Here is an 18,597-nt window from a genome sequence, read left to right as displayed (position 1 = left end):
AATAGCTTTCAACATCTCCGTCCTGAATAGCAATTTGACACTCCCATCGTTAACGCAAAAATAGTCAAATCGGGAGCCTGGACAGATCGGGTGCGCGGGGCGAGCATGGAATGTTGATTACTGAAATGAGAGGCAGGTGAAGCAGATTCGCTGAAGTGAGTATCGGCTAAGCCGAACATTTTCGTGGCTGTCCCCCCGCGCCAACGAGGGGACAGCGTGAACGAAACACAACTCTAGAAGGCATACGGGTAGCAGCCCAGCCATTCAGAGTCCCCTGTTCATTCTTGTGCAGAAACGGGTTTCTGCTGTGTCCAGAGTAGTGCATAAGCACGCAGATCTACACCACTACAGGTGTTTTCACGACGTATTGAGACGCATCGCGACGTTATCGGGCGCCTCAGCGTCCATGGTGCGCCAGGTTACGTCGGCGGTCGTGATCCGACCGTTTCCGCAGTTCGCCAGGCGAGTTGCCCCCGCGCGGTCGGTGCGTGCTGCCGCGTCCCTGACTGCTGGCGCGGTCCTGGCGGTCGTGTCTCTACGGGTTTGTTGCCCCTTACCTAGGAAGTGATTGCCAATGGCAAATGAAGCTCAGAAAGACCCCCGCAAAGAGGTCCGGTTCCCGGTGTCGTTCGAGGACTGGTTTCGGATGGGCCTGTATCAGATCGGGCCGGTTCGTGCCGACACCGAGTACACCGGTGATCCGAACAGGCCGGGGCCCCAGAAGTTCGATCCGGTGACGAAGACGAAGGTCTGGAAGATCAAGGTCACCGATGCGGCCGAGGAGAAGGCCACACGCACCAGCTATGACGTGCTGCTGCTGGCCGATGAGGAACCCGAGCCCACGACGGCGGAGATCGCGCCGTTTGTGCGTCCGATCGCCTTGACCGGGGTGACTGTTCAGCCTCGGGTGGCTGGGCAGGGTGAGTTCAAGTACCTCGCCTACACCGTGCGCGCCACCGGGTACGCCCCGGCTCCCAGTGCTCGCTCGGGTGGCCCGGGTCCCAAGAGCGCCTGATCGACGGCGCTGAGTTCCAAACAAAGACGGGTGGGTCCTCTCGTCTGCGTGAGCGGACCCACCCCGCGCATAACCCTACGGATCGGCTTCCTAATCGCCTGTAGGGCAATGCGATTCACGACATTTCCTGATGAAAGGTTCACTCATGGTTCGTTCTGCGGAGTATCAGAAACCTCCTGATGGGACACCGACGGTGCTCGACGATGTCGGCCAAGCGTTGATGTTCACCCTCGAAGCGGCGGTGCTGGGGATGGTGCATGTGCTGTGGTGGGCGTTGCTGTTCCCGATGATCTCGCTCCCGGTCGCGGGGGTCGGGGCGGTGTGGTGGTGGCTGGGATGGCCGTACGCGGTCGGGGTGGCGGCGTTGTCGGTAGCTGGCTGGGTGTTGTGGTGGGCGTGGTGGCCGAACTCGTGGCGGCGGTGGGTGTGGGGGCGGATGCGGTCGCGGTATCTGTCGTGGAAGCGCTATAGGCGCGGGTGGAAGACACTCACCGCGCTGCACAAGCTGACCACAATCCTCGATACCGGAGTGCTGACACCACGGCTGGCGACGGTCACTATCGGTGATACCGCCGATGAGTTGCTGATCAAGCTGTTGAAGGGGCAGACCGCGGAGCAGTGGGCCAAGCAGGCCGATGCGTTGCGGCACTCGTTCGGCGCGCTGCGGGTCCGCGTGCGGCTCGCGGAACCCGGCTGGGTGCGGGTGCAGGTCATCCACACCGATCGACTTTTGGAACCGATCCCGTTTCCTCGGGAGGAACCGAAAACCGTTGACCTGGAAGCACTCACGATCGGGTTGACCGAGATGGGCACGCCATGGCAAGTGCGGCTGCTGGGCAATCAGATCTTGGTGGCCGGCGAGACCGGCTCGGGTAAGGGCTCGGTGGTGTGGTCGTTGATCGCCGCGTTGGGTCCGGCTATCCGGGAAGGCTGGGTGGTGTTGTGGATGATCGACCCGAAGGGCGGTATGGAATACGGTGCCGCCCGAAAATGGTTGGCGCGCTTTGCATCCGATAACGGTCCTGGCGCGGTCGCGATCCTGCGGGACGCGGTGGAGTTGGTGCAGAAACGTGGAAACATCTACATGGACAAGTGGGAACGCAAGATCTCCCCAACCGTGGATGAGCCGCTGGTGGTGGTGCTCATCGATGAGGCCGCGAGTCTGACCGCCTACTACAGCGACCGCAAGATCAAAGACGAAATCTCGCGGTTGTTGGGTGTGGTGCTGACCCAGTCTCGCGCGGTCGCGGCTCCGGTCGTGGCGTGCGTCCAGGACGCCGGAAAAGACGTGGTCGAAATGAGGCAGCTGTTTCCGTGCCGGTTGGGGCTGCGTATGGCCGAACCAACTCAGCCGAACATGTTGTTCGGGCCGTCCGGTCGTGACAGGGGCGCACTGTGCGACGAAATCCCGGAAACGACACCAGGTGTCGCCTACGTCCAAGAAGAAGGCTCCACCGACATCACCAGGGTCCGTGCCCACCACGTGACTGATGACGATATCCGCTGGATCATGGCCACCTACCCGCCGCTACTCCGCGATCCGGACGGTAGACCGATCGTGGATATGACCAAGCCTGCCGAGACGGACGAAGACCAGGGCGGGGCGGCATGAACGACACCGATCTCGCGTGGATGGTCGTTGCCAGTCTCGCGGCAGGCATTCGCGAAGGCCGCGTACGAATCAGAGCCACTGCACCAGCAGCGTGCATTGAAAATGGCAGTGAGGCAACAGAATTCACCGAATTTAAGCAAAGTAGCCATGAGCACGCGCTGTCGGTACTGGCGGCTCTGCACCGATCAGGGCGCGGCGAACTGGTCGGTGGTGATCGTCAATGAGCGACAACCCCGAGACGGACACCGAATCCGCGGTGACCGATCCACCGCCACGGCTCCCCAGTTTCGATGAGATCGCGATCGCCACCGCTGAGAAGAACGGTGTGTGTATCCGGCCGATGGTGCTGCAACAGACCGACACTCACACCGGACGCGTGGAATACATCCCGGTGCCGTGCGGCAACACGATGGAATCGGTCTGCGGGCCATGCGCGCGGAAAGCACGTGCCTTGCGGGCGATCCAATGTCGTGAAGGCTGGCACCTCGACCATGAACCCGACATCAAAGCTCGGCCGCCGACCTTCGACCAGGAAGGGCTGATGCAGTACCGGGCCGACCAGGTAGCCGAGCACCACCGCGCTCGCGACGCTGGCGCTGATTCCGACGCCGCCGAACTACACGCCGAAATCGGTTGGATTGATAAACAACTGACCGCGCTGGGGATGCGCGGGAATACACCCGCACCAGAGCAGCCCAACTCCAGCGGCGCCGACGCCCCGGACAAGCCGAACCGATCGACACGGCGACGCTCGGATGTGGCGGACCTGCCACGCAACCCGATCGACAAAACCCGAACGATCGGACGTGAGTACGCGGGACGATTCCGGCCCTCGATGTTCATCACGCTCACTCTCGACTCCTACGGACCAGTCCACCGCGACGACGGCACACCTGTCGATCCCGACGCCTACGACTACGAGCGGGCCGCGTGGGACGCGATCACCTTCGCCGCCCTGGTGGATCGGTGGATACAGAATCTGCGCCGCGTGATCGGCTGGGACATCCAATATTTCGCGGCTGTGGAGCCCCAACGACGCGGCGCACCTCACATCCACATCGCACTACGCGGCACCGTGCCCCGCCGCATCATCAAGCAGGTCACCAAAGCCACCTACCGCCATATCTGGTGGCCCAAACCAACCACGATGCTCTACAGCCCGAACCGGGGCCGGTTACCGCTTTGGGACCGCGACCGCAGGACCTTCGTCGACCCACACACCCACACCCCGTTGCAGCCCTGGGACGAAGCAATCGCCGCGATCGATGACGACGACGAACCCGCACATGTCGCTCGTTTCGGGACGCAAGTCCACTATCGGGGAATCCTTGCCGGGACCAAGGAAGCAGACCGACATATCGGGTATCTGTGCAAGTACCTCACCAAATCGGTCAGCGAAGCGCTGGACGCAACCACGGCACGCCAGCACACCCATTACGACCGGCTACATGAGGCGCTGTGCCGTACACCGTGTTCGCCGCGGTGCGCGGTCTGGTTGCTGTACGGGATCGTGCCCAAGGGCGCGAAATCCCGAATGGTGCCCGGTAGCTGCAAGTCCCGCGCCCATCGACGCACCACTCTCGGCCTACCAGGACGACGAGTACTCAACTCCCAACGCTGGACCGGAAAGACCCTCGGCGACCACAAGACCGAACGCATCGAATTTGTACAACGCGCGCTCAAAGCAGTCGGGATCGATAAGCCCGAACCGGAGCCGGGCCGCTACGAGTGGTCGACGCTGGCACCCGGCACCCGCATCCCCTCGCGTGCGTACCTGCTGATGACCGGTGTCGCACAACGGATTGCGTGGCGAGCCGAGTACGAACAGGCCGTCCTCACCGCACCGCCTCCCCCTGATGCCGGAGACCAAAATGTTTCGGCAACTTCCATCACAGCTATCGGTCAGCAACAAAATTGATCTTGACCCGCAAGGAGAATCCCGTGTCTGCTCAATCCGATTCACCCTCCCAGCCAGTCCGGCGCTGGGCCACGACGAAGGACGCAGCCGCCCACATCCGTGTGAACCCGGAAGTCCTTCGGCGCTGGAACCGTCAACGCAGCAAGCACCCATGGCTACCGAGACCGAAGCGGGTCGGAAAGGACTTCCGATGGGACCTGAACGCGCTAGACGCAGCGCTCGACGCGCAGGACGACCGCGCGAACTGACAGCCCTGTGAGGCGCGGCAGGCCAGCGCGCCCGATCGGTGTTCCGGGCAAGTTGATGCTGACCGAACTCTCCCCTGGCCGGTGGAAAGCGCGGGTGTTGGTTCGGGATGCCTCTGGTGAACGTCGCGATGTCGTTCGCGTATCACCCGTCAAACTGGACTCGCGCGGACGGAACATCCCGGACCGCAACGGGTCTCGGGCCGTGGATGCGGTGCTGGCGGTCGCCGGATCCATCCGTGTCGATGCTGGCGGGCAACTATCGGACTCCACATCCGTTCGGCAACTGTGGGCGCTGTACCGCAACTACCTGGTCGAACAAGGCCGCGCGTCGGCGACGGTTGAGCGCTACGACCTCATGGCTGAGATGTTCAACACGGCATTCGGCGGTCGGCGTCTGTTGGAGGTGACGACCTCGAGCGTTGAGGCGTTCCTGAAGGATGTGGGCAAGGCCAAGGGGCCGGGAACGATGCGGACGGGGCGTAATGTTCTGTCGGGGATGTTCCGGTATGCGGTGCGCAAGGATGCCCTGAGCGTGAACCCGGTACGCGAATCTCAGTTGGCGCAAAACGTCGAGCCGAAGGGCCGTACGGGTGGTTCTCGTGACATCACCGTGGATGAGCTCCGATTCATCCTGGCGGCTGTTCGAACGTCGAAACTAGCTTGCCCGCGAAAGTTGTCCAGGGCTGAGCGAATTCGGGAGACCCCGGTCAAGTCATATACCCCGCCGACCGTGGCGGAGTTCTGCGAGAGTGCCGACCTGGCCGACTGGGTGACACTGCTCGCCGGCACCGGTCTACGTCGTAGTCAGGCGCTCGGGTTGTTGTGGTCGGATGTCGACCTGGCGGGCCGAACGCTGCGCACGACGGGCAAGGTCGTGCGGGTCAAGGGTGAGGGCCTGGTGCGCGTTGTCGGCGACGATGATCCCAAGAATCGGAAGGGCGCTATTGCGCTGCCCGACTTCGTGGTGGAGATGCTGAAGCGGCGTCGCAAGGATTTGGCGGCGCGGAAACTGGCGTCACCGCCGAAGAAGGCCGATGAGGGGAAACCCGCCGACCTGGATCTGGTGTTTCCCTCGGCCGTGTGGACGTTGCGTGATCCGCAGAACGTCGGGCACGAGTGGCAGCGTGTTCGTGATGCCCTCGGCATCCCTGACGATGTGACGGCACACAGCTTCCGTGGCGCTGTGGCGACGATTCTGGATGATGCTGGGCTCTCGGCGCGAGTGACGGCGGATGTCCTCGGGCACGTCGATCCTGCGATGACACAGCGGCGGTATATGGCCCGTGGTCGAGTGCATCACGCGGCGGCGGATGCGTTGAACCGTGCGGTGAGCAATCCTGGCTGATCAGCAGCCACGTTGGGCGATTTTGTTGGGACTTAGTTGGGAGATTCAGCCAGATGGGTAGAACTTGACAGCCACTGAAAGCAGCCTCTACCTGGGAAAATGGAGCCGCCTGGGGGAATCGAACCCCCGACCTTTTCATTACGAGTGAAGCGCTCTACCGACTGAGCTAAGGCGGCGTGCCTTTCGGCCACGCGAGTCTATCGTCTCGGCGGTCGGATCGCGAAAACGGGAGGTCATCGGAGCGCGAACGGCGGACCAGGCCGGGGCGGCCGGCCAGTTCTCGGTCGGATCCATACCCGCCGGTCGACATTCGGGCGCAAGTCGGCCTCAGCCGTCCTTCAAGCCGTTTGGGCTCGCTCTAGAGGAATCTCCGCGGACCGTCTGCGAAACCGCAATCGGTGGCGATTGCGCGACCGCTGCGCTCGCGACGCGCACCTCGTCGCCAGTGCGTCCCGCATCATGTCGCACGCGCCGCGCCGCATGGACGCCGGCGACGAAACTCGCACTGAACTAGGTGTTCGCGTCGGTTTCCCGGTTCGAGCCCGATCGCCGAATCCGACCCGCCGCGAAACCGAGGGGGTCAGAATTCGGGCTGCTCGGCGGCCCAGGCCGCAATCTGTGCGCGCGAGGTGAAGCCCAGCTTGGTCAGGATATGTTCCACATGTCCATCGGCGGTGCGCTGTGAAATCACCAGCCGCGCGGCGATCGACTTGTTGGTCAGACCGCGCGCAACGAGATCGGCGACCTGGCGCTCACGCTTGGTCAGGTTTCCTCCCGAGCGAGAGGGCCGCGCGGTCGCTTCGGCACGCCCGCCGAGCGCGAAGCCCACTGCGGCAGCGAAACTCATCGCGGCGCCTTCCTGATGGGCCGCCTCGAATGCTCGCGCGCCGAGCGTCTCGCGACTACTGCGCGTGCATTCCTCGTGATAGACACGCGAACTGGGAAACATGAAGGTGACACTGCCGACGATGCGGCTCAGCGTATCGGCGGCGCCCAGCAGTACCGCGGCGCGCCGGGCATGGTGCTGCTGGTTCGCGATCCAGGCCAATGTCTCCAAACAGGCCGTCACGACGAGCGGATCGGACACCAGTCGGCCCGCTCGAATACTCTCCCGCAAAAGGTGTTCAGCGTGGTCGGGCTCCCCGTTTCGCCACACGGCAAAACCCAACGCCCACGACTCCCACGACCGAAATATCGTTTCACCAGCTGATTCGGTGATCGCGAGTGTTCTCTCGTGACAAGCGATGGCCCGCGCGATATCTCCCCTCAGTGCATAAGCCCAGCCGAGCGGAGTCCGGGCGTCCAGCTGCAATCTGAGGTCACCGGATGCCTCGTAGTAGTCGATGGCATCGGTCAGGAGGGTCGCCGCGCGAGCCAGATCGGCATCACCGCCTGCAAGACAATTGGCTCCCTCGATATTAGCGAGCAGGGCTCTGACCAGCGGGTCGGCTGTCTGCTCGGCCAGGCTCTCGAGCTGTGCCAGTTTGTCGGCGGCGGCCGGGACGTCCCCCTGTGTGACGACCAACGTGTACAGGGCGTGCAGCGCTTTGGCGCGGATAGTGGTCTGCGCGCCGGTCGAATGGGCGAGCGCGCGTTCGCACCAGCGGCGTCCCTCGCCCTGCCGCCCACGCAACATCCAGAACAGGTACAGGGCGGTGGCGATCCGCAACCCGCCGTCGTCCGATTCGGACAGGCTGAATTCCAGCGCCTTCCGCAGATTCGGTAGCTCCCGCTCCAACCGCGCAACCCACGCCAGCTGGTGCGGACCGATCCACTCCGCCTCTGCCGTGAGCGCCAACCGCTCGCACCAATCCCGATGCCGCCGAACGTATTCCGAATATGCTCCGCGGCCCTCGGCTTGCTCCCTGCCGTATTCCTGGACGGTCTCGAGCATTCGAAAGCGGACCGTCCCGTCGGTTTCCTCGCGTATCAGGATCGACTTGTCGACCAGTGCGGACAATGCGTCGAGCAATTCCGCCTCGGTCAGGTCTGCGCCGCATACCTGCTCGGCGGCATCGAGTTCGAAACTGCCGGCGAACACCGACAGCTGGTCCCACAATCGCTGCTCGACCGGCGTGCACAGGTCATAGCTCCAGCCGATGCACCACCGCAGGGTCTGCTGCCGCATCGGGGCACTGCGACTCCCACGAGTCAGCAGGGCGTACCGGTCGTCGAGCCGGGACAGGATCTGCGCGGGCGACATCGTCCGCAATCGGGCCGCGGCCAGCTCGATCGCCAGCGGTAACCCATCCAGCCGGGCGCAGATCCGGGCCATGGTCAGCCTGGTTTCGTCAGTTATCTCGAAGTCCGGCACGGCCGCGGCAGCTCGTTCGGCGAACAAGGTCACCGCGTCGTAGCGGGCCGCCGCTCGCGGCGTCGGCTTGTCGGTCGGATCGGGAATCCCCAGCGGGGGCACCGCGAATATGGATTCCCCGCCGACGCCGAGAGCCTCCCGACTGGTCGCCAGAATCCGCACCTCCGGGCAGGTTCGCAGCAGCGACTCGGTCAGCTCCGCGACCGCCTCGATCATGTGCTCGCAATTGTCCAGCACCAGCAGCAGATTGCGCGATGACAAGAATCCCATCAGCACCTCGAGTACCGGTCGGGCAGCCTGGTTTCGCAGGCCGAGGGCGGCGGCCACGACATCGACCAACAATGCCGCATCCCGCAAATCACCCAAGCCGACCAGCCACACGCCGTCGGCGAAACTCCGCCGCACCTTGCGGGCGACCTGTAGTGCCAGCCGTGACTTGCCGACCCCGCCGATACCGGTCAGCGTCACCAGACGTGACCCCGCCAGCAGGTTCTTGACCTCGGCTACCTGGATCCGCCGATCGACAAAGCTGGTCAGCTCGAGTGGCAGGTTCCCAGTACGATCCCATGCCGCGGGCACCGACGTCACAACCGCCGCATGCTCGGCTCCTGGTTCGGCCGGCAATGCCATCTCGTCGACCGCGAAACCATGATTGCGCTCCACCTGACGCAGTTGCTCGCCCAACACCGCGGCGGTGGGGCGCTCCCGCGGTTCGCGGGACATCGCCGCCTCGAGCACCGCGCACACATCGTCCGGAATTCCCTGCTCGCGCAGATCCGGGATCGGTTGCTGGGTGATCCGCAGAAATTGCGCGACCACCTGCTCACCGCTGCGGCGCTCGAAGGCCGCATGCCCGGTCAGCGCACAAAACAACGTCGCTCCCAGCCCGTACACATCCGAGGCCTGGCTCGGTGCGTCCCCACCGAGCACCTCCGGCGCGTTGAACGCCGGTGAACCGGTGACCGTGCTGGTCGCCGTCTCGAATCCACCGGCGACGTGGGCGATCCCGAAGTCCGCCAACGCGGGCTCACCGTATTCGGTGAGCAGGATGTTGCCCGGCTTGACATCGCGGTGCAGGACTTCTGCCCGATGCGCCGTTTCCAGCGCACCGGCGATCTTCACCCCGAGGTGCAGCACTTCGCCGAGCGATAACGGACCATCGCGACGAATGCGCGTGTCGAGGGAGCCGCGAGCATGGTATGGCATCACCAGATACCGGCGACCACTTCCGGTCTCACCAGCCTCCAGCATGTCGACGATATTCGGGTGCCCGGTCAACCGTCCCATCACACGTTGCTCGCGAAAGAAACGCTCCCGATTCTCGTCGAGCTCGCCCGTGAGCACCTTCACCGCGACGGCGCGATCCACGGAGAGCTGGGTACACCGATACACCGTCCCGAATCCGCCCCGCCCGATCTCCTCCGGGTTCTCGAAACCTGCAGCCCTCAACTCCGTGACGACATCAAAACCAACATCACGCTGCGTCTTGAACGGATCAATCTTGACCATCGGCTACTCATGACTCACCCAGCGGGCACCTGCCAGAATATCCCGACCGGTCCATGTCGGCCGAACGACCGACTGGATTCTCGTGGTCGTTTCGCACCGCGGTCATATGCTCCGCGATCGACTGCAACCAAGCCCCAGAGTGGCGTGCTGAACGGGCTGTCCTTGACCGGCTGAGAACGGCCTAGGCCGGCCCGGCCACCAACGGTGATGCGTTGGTCACCGTTAGTACTTACGAGTGAAGCGCTCTACCGACTGAGCTGAGGCGGCGCGGCGAATCTGTCGTCTCAGTGTCGGATCGCGAAAACGGGTGGTAGCGGTCACGCGGATTGGGCAGAGATGAGGGTTGCGACCATGGCGGCGAGGGCGAAGCGGGGTTTGACGTTGAGGTCGAGGGCCTCGCGGCAGGCGAGGACGGCTTCGATGGAACGGAGCAGGCCCTCGGGGCGGACGCGGTCGGCGAGATCGTGGATCTGGTCGGACATATCGGGGTGGGTGAGGGTGACACCGGAACCGTTGCGGGCGGCGCCGAAGCCGACAGCCAGAGCGTCACGGTAGACGCCCGCGACGTCGATCAGCGCGCGGTCCAGGGCATCGCGGCCGGTGCGGGTGGCGCGGGATTTCTGCCTGCGCTCCAGGTCCTTGAGGACACCGGCGGAACCTCGGGTCGCAGCCGCTGCGCCTTTGCCGGTGCCGCCCGCACCGAGTGCGGTCGCCAATTCTTCGCGCTCACGTTCGTCGCGGGCCGCACTCATCTGCTTGGCCTCGTCGTCGGCGGATTTCACCAATTCATCCGCGGCCGCGTAGGCGGCACCCGGCCGCGAGACAGCACCCACCAACGCCAACGCCCGCTGCCGACGAGCACGCGCTTCCTCGTCGGTGGCCAACCGCCGAGCCCGCCCCACATGACCGCCGCTCACCGATGCCGCCCAGGTGGCGGTCTTCTCATCGAGCTTGTCGCGCTCGCGCAGCACCTGCGCGATGGCGGGCACCGAGGGCGTCACCAGATGTACATGCCGACAGCGCGACCGCAACGTCACGGAGATGTCCTCCGGATCCACCGACGGCGCGCACAGCAGGAATACCGTTCGATCCGGCGGCTCCTCGACCACCTTCAACAGCACATTGCCCGCCGCCTCGGTCAACCGGTCGGCGTCCTCGATCAGCACCACCTGCCATCGACCGGTACTCGGCCGCCGCGAGGCGATCTGCACGATCTCGCGCATCTCCTTGGTGCTGATGCTCAGCCCTTCCGGAATCACCCGCCGCACATCACCATGCGTTCCGGCCATCGTGGTCGTGCACGCATGGCACCGACCACATCCGGGCTCCCCTTCGTCCGTGCACTGCAGCGCAGCCGCAAAGCACAGCGCCGCAACGGATCTCCCCGATCCGGGCGGTCCGGTGAACAGCCACGAATGCGTCATCGCGCCATTGCCGGTCCCCCCGCGCGCGGCGACCGCGGCCGCCCGCAATTCGGACTCGACCGCATCCTGCCCAACCAGCCGATCGAAGACACCCGCCACGCGCTACACCCTAGCCGCCCCGCCCGACAGCCCCGGCCGGACGGCTGAACGGATCCGCATCAAGCTCGCTGGTAGGTGGTATTGGCACCGTCGAGCGCCTCCCGAATGATGTCGGCGTGCCCACTGTGGTGGGTGATCTCGCGCAACACGTGCAGCAGCGTGAACCGCACGGTCCACCACACGCGGTCGGGCGTCCACGGTGTCGTCGGGGTCGGGATGGACGTGCTCAGATCCGGCTCGGTGCGAATCAGCTTCGCGGTCGCCTCCGCCACCTCGTCCCAAGTGGCCAGCAGTCCCGCAACCGTATCGTCGGGCGCCATCGAATACTCGCCCTCGAATTCGGCCAGTTCCTGCTTCGCCGTTTCATCGCGCTCGACGATGACCTTTGTCCAGTGCCGCTCGCAGTTGACGACATGGTGCAGCAGCCCACCGAGAGTCAGCTCGCTGACCGTGGTGCGCTGCCGTGCCTGCTGCTCGTCCAGACCACGCAGGGTGATTCGAAACAGCTCGCGCTGACTGTCGAGTGCGAGGATGAGATCTTCGCGTTCCTGATCGATGGCCATGGCGGTCCCCTTCCCGATCGAGCTTCGATACCGGGGCGAGGCTACGGCAAGGCACCGACGAAAACCGTCAGGACTTCTTCGCGGCCGTCTTCTTGGCGGTGGTTTTCTTGGCGGCGGTCTTCTTCGCCGCCGTCGCCTTCTTGGCCGGAGTCTTCTTCGCCGCCGCCTTCTTGGCCGTCTTCTTCACCGGACCACGCGCGCGCCGATCGGCGAGCAATTCCGAGGCCCGTTCATCGGTGATCGATTCGACCTCGTCGCCCTTGCGCAGGCTGGCATTGGTCTCGCCGTCGGTGACGTACGGACCGAAACGCCCGTCCTTGATCACCATCGGCTTACCGGTGGCCGAATCGTTCCCGAGCTCGCGCAGCGCCGCAGCACTGGCGGCCTGGCGTCCGCGCCGCTTGGGCTCGGCGTAGATCTTGAGCGCCTCGTCAAGGGTCACGGTGAAGATCTGGTCTTCGTTGAGCAGCGAACGAGAGTCGGTACCCTTCTTCAGATATGGGCCGTAACGCCCGTTCTGCGCGGTGATCTCCTCGCCGGAAACCGGGTCGGCACCGACAACGCGCGGCAGCGACAACAACTTCAGCGCATCGTCGAGCGTAATCGTCGCCAGATCCATATCTTTGAACAGCGATCCGGTTCGCGGCTTAGGCGCCGCAGCCTTTTTCGCGGTCTTCTTCGCGGGTGCGGGTCCGTCCTCGGCCGCGGTCTCCGGCAGGATCTCGGTGACGTACGGGCCGAAACGTCCTTCCTTGGCGACGATTTCGTGCCCGGTCGCCGGATCGGTACCCAGCGAACGTCCCTCCTGCGGTGTCGAGAAAAGTTTCTCGGCGACATCGGGGGTCAGCTCGTCCGGCGGCAGATCATCGGGCAGATTCGCCCGCTGCGAAATCGAATCCCCTTCCGGGTCATCGGGATTGGCGACCAGCCGCTCCAGATACGGTCCGAAACGACCGACCCGAACGACGACGTCGCGCCCCTCGCCATCGACGAACAGCTTGATCGAGTTGACCTCGCGGGCATCGATATCATCGAGCCGCTCACCGACCATCCGCTTCAGACCGCCGGAGCGTGCGACCGAACCCTCGACACCGTGATCGCCGCCGAAATAGAAGCTGGACAGCCAATTTCCGCGCTGCTCGCGCCCACCGGCAATGGCGTCGAGATCGTCCTCCATCGCGGCGGTGAAGTCGAAGTCGACCAACCGACCGAAGTACGCCTCCAGCAAACCGACGACCGCGAAGGCGACCCACGACGGCACCAGCGCACTGCCGCGCTTGTACACATATCCGCGGTCGAGAATGGTCTTGATGATCGACGAATACGTCGAAGGTCGACCGATGCCGAGCTCTTCGAGCGTCTTGATCAACGAGGCCTCGGTATACCGCGCGGGCGGATTCGTGCTGTGCCCATCGGGATTCAGCTCCACCGCCGTGACGCGCTCGCCCTCGTCGAGCGCGGGCAGCCGGGATTCGGCGTCGTCGGACTGACCGCCCGCCTCCTCGTCGACACTCTCGACGTAGGCCTTGAGGAAGCCCGGGAAGGTGATGGTCCGACCGGAGGCCGAGAACACGCATTCCTCGCCGGTACCCGCGACACCGGTGATCCGCAGCGTCAGCGTGGTGCCCCTGGCATCGGCCATCTGCGAGGCGACCGTGCGCTGCCAGATCAGCTCGTAGAGCCGGAACTCGTCATTGTCCAACCGCGCATGCAATTGGCCCGGGGTCGCGAAGGTATCGCCTGCCGGGCGGATCGCCTCGTGCGCCTCCTGCGCGTTCTTCACCTTGCGGGTGTACTGCCGCGGCGTCGGGTGCACATACTCGGCGCCGTACAGCTGGGTCGCCTGCGACCTGGCCGCGGCGATCGCCGACTCCGACAGCGTAGTCGAGTCGGTACGCATGTAAGTGATGTAGCCGTTCTCGTACAACCGCTGCGCGACCCGCATGGTCCGCTCGGCATTGAACCGCAGCTTGCGGCCCGCCTCCTGCTGCAGTGTCGAGGTCATGAACGGCGCGTACGGCTTACGTGTATACGGCTTTGCCTCCGCTGACGAGACCACCAGATCGGCGCCCTCGAGCGCCTCGGCGAGGCGGCGGGCATACGGCTCGTCGAGGACGACCACGCCATTGCCCTTGAGCTGCCCGTCCGGTCCGAAGTCCCGGCCGGTGGCGACCCTGGTCCCGTCGACGCTGACCAGTCGCGCCCCGAAGGTCCGCGGATTGGTGGCGTCGCCGTTGTCCCCGCCCGCATCCAGCTTCGCCGCGATATCCCAGTACTCGGCCGAGCGGAACGCCATCCGCTCGCGCTCGCGCTGCACGATCACCCTGGTCGCGACCGACTGCACCCGGCCCGCCGACAGCCGCGGCATGACCTTCTTCCACAGCACCGGACTGACCTCGTAGCCGTACAACCGGTCCAGGATGCGCCGGGTTTCCTGCGCATCGACCAGATCGTTGTCCAGGTCGCGGGTATCGGCCGCGGCGGCCAGAATGGCGGGCTCGGTGATCTCGTGGAACACCATTCGTCGCACCGGCACCTTGGGCTTCAACGTCTCCAACAGGTGCCAGGCGATCGCTTCGCCCTCCCGGTCGGGGTCGGTGGCGAGGTAGAGCTCGTCGGCATCGGCCAGCAGACTCTTGAGCTCGGAAACCTTGGCCTTCTTATCCGGACTGACCACATAGATGGGTTCGAAGTCGTTGTCGACGTCGACGCCCAGGCGCGCCCAGGACTGGCCCTTGTACTTGGCGGGCACGTCCGCCGCACCGCGCGGCAGGTCCCGGATATGACCGACCGAGGCCTCGACCGTGTAATTGCGGCCCAGATAGGGCGCTATTTTGCGGGCCTTGGTCGGGGACTCGACGATCACGAGACGACGCAGGGGACGGCCCTGGTCGGCTGCACCGCGGTCTCGTGTTGCCACCGGCGAATACACCTTTCCTTATCGACCCGCGCGGCGCTTTTTCGCGCTGTGCGCGGCTGGGGCAAGCGGCGGCGACGGGGAGGACGTTGCCACCAGACACGTTTATACCTTGACCCGACGTGTGGCCGAGCGCTTGCGACTCGAACCACAGAGCGTACCTGCGTCGCTGGTGATCAGTATGCAGTGCCTATCGCGATACGACCGCACCGCAGGTACACGCCGGTTTTGTCTTACCCCAGATATAGCTCGTCCCTCACCTCCGTTACCGGTGGTGAGGGACGAGCGAATTGTTTCGACGCTCAGCTGAGCGCGCGAACTCCGGTGGCCTGCGGGCCCTTGGTGCCCTGGCCAACCTCGAACTCGACCTTCTGGTTCTCCTCGAGGGTGCGGAAGCCCGACCCTTGGATCTCGGAGTAGTGGACGAAGACGTCAGCGGAGCCGTCCTCGGGCGCGATGAAGCCGAACCCCTTCTCCGCGTTGAACCACTTCACAGTTCCCTGTGCCATTCTGTTCCTTCTCTTTTCTTACCGGAACGGCGGACAAGTAGGTTCATCCACCGGGTCCGTTCCGACCGTTGTACTGTTGGTTCCCCCTGCAGGAAAGCACCAAGCACAGCGTTCGCAACATCGATCCTGCTGACGGTTTGGACTTTGGATCCGTCCCTCGAACACAGAAGCTTGCGACCAGGAACTAGTGAACCATGTCTTCGAGCAATTCAACAGTCGAGTTACCGACAATTTGCAAAAAAGTTGATCTTGCGAATGCGCAGGTGAGGGACACAATGCCGGAATCCAGACTTGTGGTTCGTTTGCTTACGGATAACCGAGCCAGTGTCTGGCAAACAGCCTGTGACCCAGGTCGCTATTTGGTATCGAAATGGCAGGTGGGGCTTCCCAAGCGCACACGTTTCACACTTTCTGCGCGTGTCGCGGAGTCCGAGTCGTGAATCCGACCGAACCGGCGACGCGGCCACGCGCCAGCAACGGCCGAAGTTACGGGGCATCGTTGCTGAATCGTGTCCTCGACGGGGTGCCCGATGACGACCCCCGTCTCACTCATGTCGTCGAACTCGCCGCCCGGCCCGCAGCCGCGACTACCTGGCCGGATTGGGCCGCACCCGACGTCGTCGCCGCGCTGCGAGCCACCGGCGTCGAGGCGCCGTGGACTCATCAGACCGAGACCGCCGACCTAGCCGCGAGCGGCCTGCACGTTGTCGTCAGCACCGGCACAGCATCCGGGAAATCGCTCGGCTACCAGCTACCGGTGCTCACCGCATTGCGCGAAGACCCACTCGCCACTGCCCTTTATCTCGCGCCGACCAAGGCATTGGGTGCTGATCAGCTGCGGGCCATAGCGGAATTGACGCATGAGGGGCCGTTGCGGGATGTCCATCCGGCCACATACGACGGAGACACACCGGCCGAGGTCAGGCAATGGGTGCGGGCCAATGCCCGCTTGATCCTCACCAATCCGGACATGCTGCACGTCGGCATGCTGCGCTCACATCAGCGCTGGGCCAGGGTGTTGCGCAGGCTGCGCTATGTGGTGGTCGACGAATGCCACGCGTACCGGGGCGTATTCGGCTCGCATGTGGCGCTGGTGCTGCGCAGGCTGCGGCGGATCGCGGCACATTACGGCGCGGATCCCGTATTCATACTGTGCTCGGCCACCACGGCCGAGCCCGCGGCCGCGGCATCCCGGCTGATCGGCGCGCCCTGCGTCGCGGTCACCGAGGACGGATCGCCGCAGGGCTCGCGCACCATCGCACTGTGGGAGCCGCCGCTGTTGACCGCCCTGACCGGCGAAAACGGTGCGCCGGTTCGGCGATCCGCCACGTCGGAGGCGGCCAGGATCATGGCCGATCTGGTGGTGGAAGGCGCGCGCACGCTCGCATTCGTCCGGTCACGGCGGGCCGCCGAGCTGACCGCGATCGAGGCCCGCAGGCTGCTCGCCGACGTCGATCCCGAGCTCAGCAAACGGGTCGCCGCCTATCGGGCGGGTTATCTCGCGGAGGATCGGCGCGAACTGGAGGCCGCGCTGTCGGACGGTTCGCTGCTGGGGGCTGCCACTACGAACGCGCTGGAGCTCGGCGTCGATATAGCGGGGCTGGACGCGGTCGTGATCTCGGGTTTTCCGGGCACGGTCGCCTCGTTCTGGCAGCAGGCGGGGCGCGCGGGCCGGCGCACGCAGGGATCGCTGGTGCTGCTGGTGGCCAGGGACGATCCGCTGGACACCTTCCTGGTCCACCACCCTGAGTCGCTGCTGGACAAGCCGATCGAGGCCACCATCACCGACCCGCACAACCCCTATGTACTTGGTCCGCAATTGCTGTGCGCGGCGCTGGAACTCCCGCTAACCGATGCTGAGGTCGACGAGCTCGGGGCGGGTGGGGTGCTCGCCGATCTCGCAGGTCAGGGGTTGATTCGACGCCGGAACGGTGCGGTGCGCGACGGTAGCGCGCGCTGGTTCGCGACGGCCGAGGCGCAGCCGCACGATGCCGTCGACGTGCGCGGTGGCATCGGCACACCCATTGCCATCGTGGATGGCGAGACCGGCAGATTGCTCGGCACGGCCGATGCCGGGCGCGCGCGGGCGACGCTGCACGAGGGGGCCGTTCACCTGCATCAAGGCGATACCTACCTGGTCGATGAGCTGGATCTCGAGGGCGGAGTGGCCTTCGTGCGCAGCACCGATCCCGGCTGGACCACCAGCGCCAGACAGGTCACTTCCATCGCCGTCGACACGGTGACCGAACAGCGCCGCCACGGCCGGGTGACGACCGCGTTGGCGCAGGTCAGAGTCACGAGTCAGGTGATCGGGTATCTGCGCACGCTGCGCACCGGCGAGGTATTGGACCTCGTCGAGCTGGATATGCCGGAGCAGACGCTGCCGACGCGCGCGGTGCTGTACACGGTCACACCCGAGCTGCTGGCCGCAGCAGGCCTGGATACGCCACGGGTGCCGGGTGCGCTGCACGCCGCCGAACATGCCGCGATCGGCCTATTGCCACTGGTCGCGACGTGCGACCGGTGGGATATCGGCGGTGTTTCGACCGCCGAACATCCGGATACCGGACTGGCGACAGTGTTCGTTTATGACGGACAGCCCGGTGGTGCGGGCTTCGCCGAACGCGGGTTCGCACAGCTACAGCACTGGTTGTCGGCCACACTCGCGGTGATCGAGACGTGCACCTGCGCGGTCGGGTGCCCGTCCTGCGTGCAGTCGCCCAAGTGCGGAAATGGCAACCATCCACTGGACAAGGCCGGTGCGGCCCGCCTGCTGACCGCGGTTCTGGGCGAATTGGCCGCCGATACGGGCAACTGAGCGGCACGGCGAACGCGCCGCGCTCGATTCGTGACAGCGCCGACCCCAGAACGCGATCACTTGTCCACGTTTCCGGGTGGTCACCAGGGGTTATAGGCGCGTGTCGGCGTGCCTCGCCGTGCTGCGCCGGGCGTGTCGGACCGCCGAATAAAGAGGATTAGATTCATGTTAACTGAGGTATTGCCACGGCCATTACCACCCGACGTGCAGATTCATTCGATTGCGTTCTGCGGTTACCAAGTAAATTGAGGCAATGGCGTATTTATTCGAGCATCGCAATTACCGAATTCCGGCATCGTGAAGTAC

11 protein-coding genes and 1 tRNA gene are annotated in these 18,597 nt (G+C 64.7%); 6 read left to right on the top strand and 6 right to left on the bottom strand.

Going from position 1 to position 18,597, the window contains the following annotated elements:
* The first annotated feature begins 574 nt into the window (after positions 1–574).
* From ACQPYR_RS02455 to ACQPYR_RS02435, 5 genes are all read left to right on the top strand, one after another.
* The gene (locus ACQPYR_RS02455) at positions 575–1,015 is read left to right on the top strand and encodes a hypothetical protein (RefSeq protein WP_433627090.1); all 441 of its coding nucleotides are present in this window, start codon (positions 575–577) and stop codon (positions 1,013–1,015) included.
* A gap of 145 nt (positions 1,016–1,160) precedes the next feature.
* Complete coding sequence (locus tag ACQPYR_RS02450) at positions 1,161–2,627, top strand: FtsK/SpoIIIE domain-containing protein (RefSeq protein WP_433627087.1); 1,467 nt, start codon at positions 1,161–1,163, stop codon at positions 2,625–2,627.
* On the top strand, positions 2,624–2,851 hold the full coding sequence (locus tag ACQPYR_RS02445; RefSeq protein ID WP_433627085.1) for a hypothetical protein: 228 nt from the start codon (positions 2,624–2,626) through the stop codon (positions 2,849–2,851). The genes ACQPYR_RS02450 and ACQPYR_RS02445 overlap by 4 nt, the downstream gene beginning before the upstream one ends.
* The gene (locus tag ACQPYR_RS02440; protein ID WP_433627082.1) at positions 2,848–4,545 is read left to right on the top strand and encodes a replication initiator; all 1,698 of its coding nucleotides are present in this window, start codon (positions 2,848–2,850) and stop codon (positions 4,543–4,545) included. Before ACQPYR_RS02445 ends, ACQPYR_RS02440 begins: the two co-directional genes overlap by 4 nt.
* A 303-nt stretch (positions 4,546–4,848) precedes the next feature.
* Positions 4,849–6,138 carry a site-specific integrase gene (locus tag ACQPYR_RS02435; RefSeq protein ID WP_433627079.1) on the top strand — a complete coding sequence of 430 codons (1,290 nt, stop codon included), beginning with the start codon at positions 4,849–4,851 and terminating at the stop codon, positions 6,136–6,138.
* Between the two features lie 100 nt (positions 6,139–6,238).
* On the opposite strand, the gene ACQPYR_RS02430 is transcribed toward ACQPYR_RS02435, so the two are convergent.
* The 6 genes from ACQPYR_RS02430 to ACQPYR_RS02405 all read right to left on the bottom strand — a co-directional run bounded on the left by ACQPYR_RS02430 (position 6,239) and on the right by ACQPYR_RS02405 (position 15,473).
* A tRNA-Thr gene (locus ACQPYR_RS02430) sits at positions 6,239–6,314 on the bottom strand.
* Positions 6,315–6,718: 404 nt separating this feature from the next.
* The gene (locus tag ACQPYR_RS02425) at positions 6,719–9,961 is read right to left on the bottom strand and encodes a protein kinase domain-containing protein (protein ID WP_433627076.1); all 3,243 of its coding nucleotides are present in this window, start codon (positions 9,959–9,961) and stop codon (positions 6,719–6,721) included.
* 317 nt (positions 9,962–10,278) lie between these two features.
* Positions 10,279–11,484: a DNA polymerase III subunit delta' gene (locus ACQPYR_RS02420; RefSeq protein ID WP_433627074.1), complete on the bottom strand. Its 1,206-nt coding sequence runs from the start codon at positions 11,482–11,484 to the stop codon at positions 10,279–10,281.
* 59 nt (positions 11,485–11,543) lie between these two features.
* Complete coding sequence (locus tag ACQPYR_RS02415; protein ID WP_433627071.1) at positions 11,544–12,047, bottom strand: DinB family protein; 504 nt, start codon at positions 12,045–12,047, stop codon at positions 11,544–11,546.
* 67 nt (positions 12,048–12,114) lie between these two features.
* Positions 12,115–14,913 (bottom strand): type I DNA topoisomerase, encoded by a 2,799-nt coding sequence (topA, locus tag ACQPYR_RS02410; RefSeq protein WP_433634982.1) that lies wholly within the window; start codon positions 14,911–14,913, stop codon positions 12,115–12,117.
* A 353-nt stretch (positions 14,914–15,266) separates the two neighbouring features.
* The gene (locus tag ACQPYR_RS02405) at positions 15,267–15,473 is read right to left on the bottom strand and encodes a cold-shock protein (protein WP_011206895.1); all 207 of its coding nucleotides are present in this window, start codon (positions 15,471–15,473) and stop codon (positions 15,267–15,269) included.
* Positions 15,474–15,972: 499 nt separating this feature from the next.
* Between ACQPYR_RS02405 and ACQPYR_RS02400 the strand changes: the two genes are divergently transcribed.
* The gene (locus ACQPYR_RS02400) at positions 15,973–18,291 is read left to right on the top strand and encodes a DEAD/DEAH box helicase (protein WP_433627069.1); all 2,319 of its coding nucleotides are present in this window, start codon (positions 15,973–15,975) and stop codon (positions 18,289–18,291) included.
* The last annotated feature ends 306 nt before the right edge of the window (positions 18,292–18,597 follow it).

This window comes from Nocardia sp. CA-120079 (assembly GCF_050955745.1).
Lineage (GTDB): Bacteria > Actinomycetota > Actinomycetes > Mycobacteriales > Mycobacteriaceae > Nocardia.
Note: the sequence above shows the minus strand (reverse complement) of the source record. Positions and strands in the feature narration are given on the sequence as shown.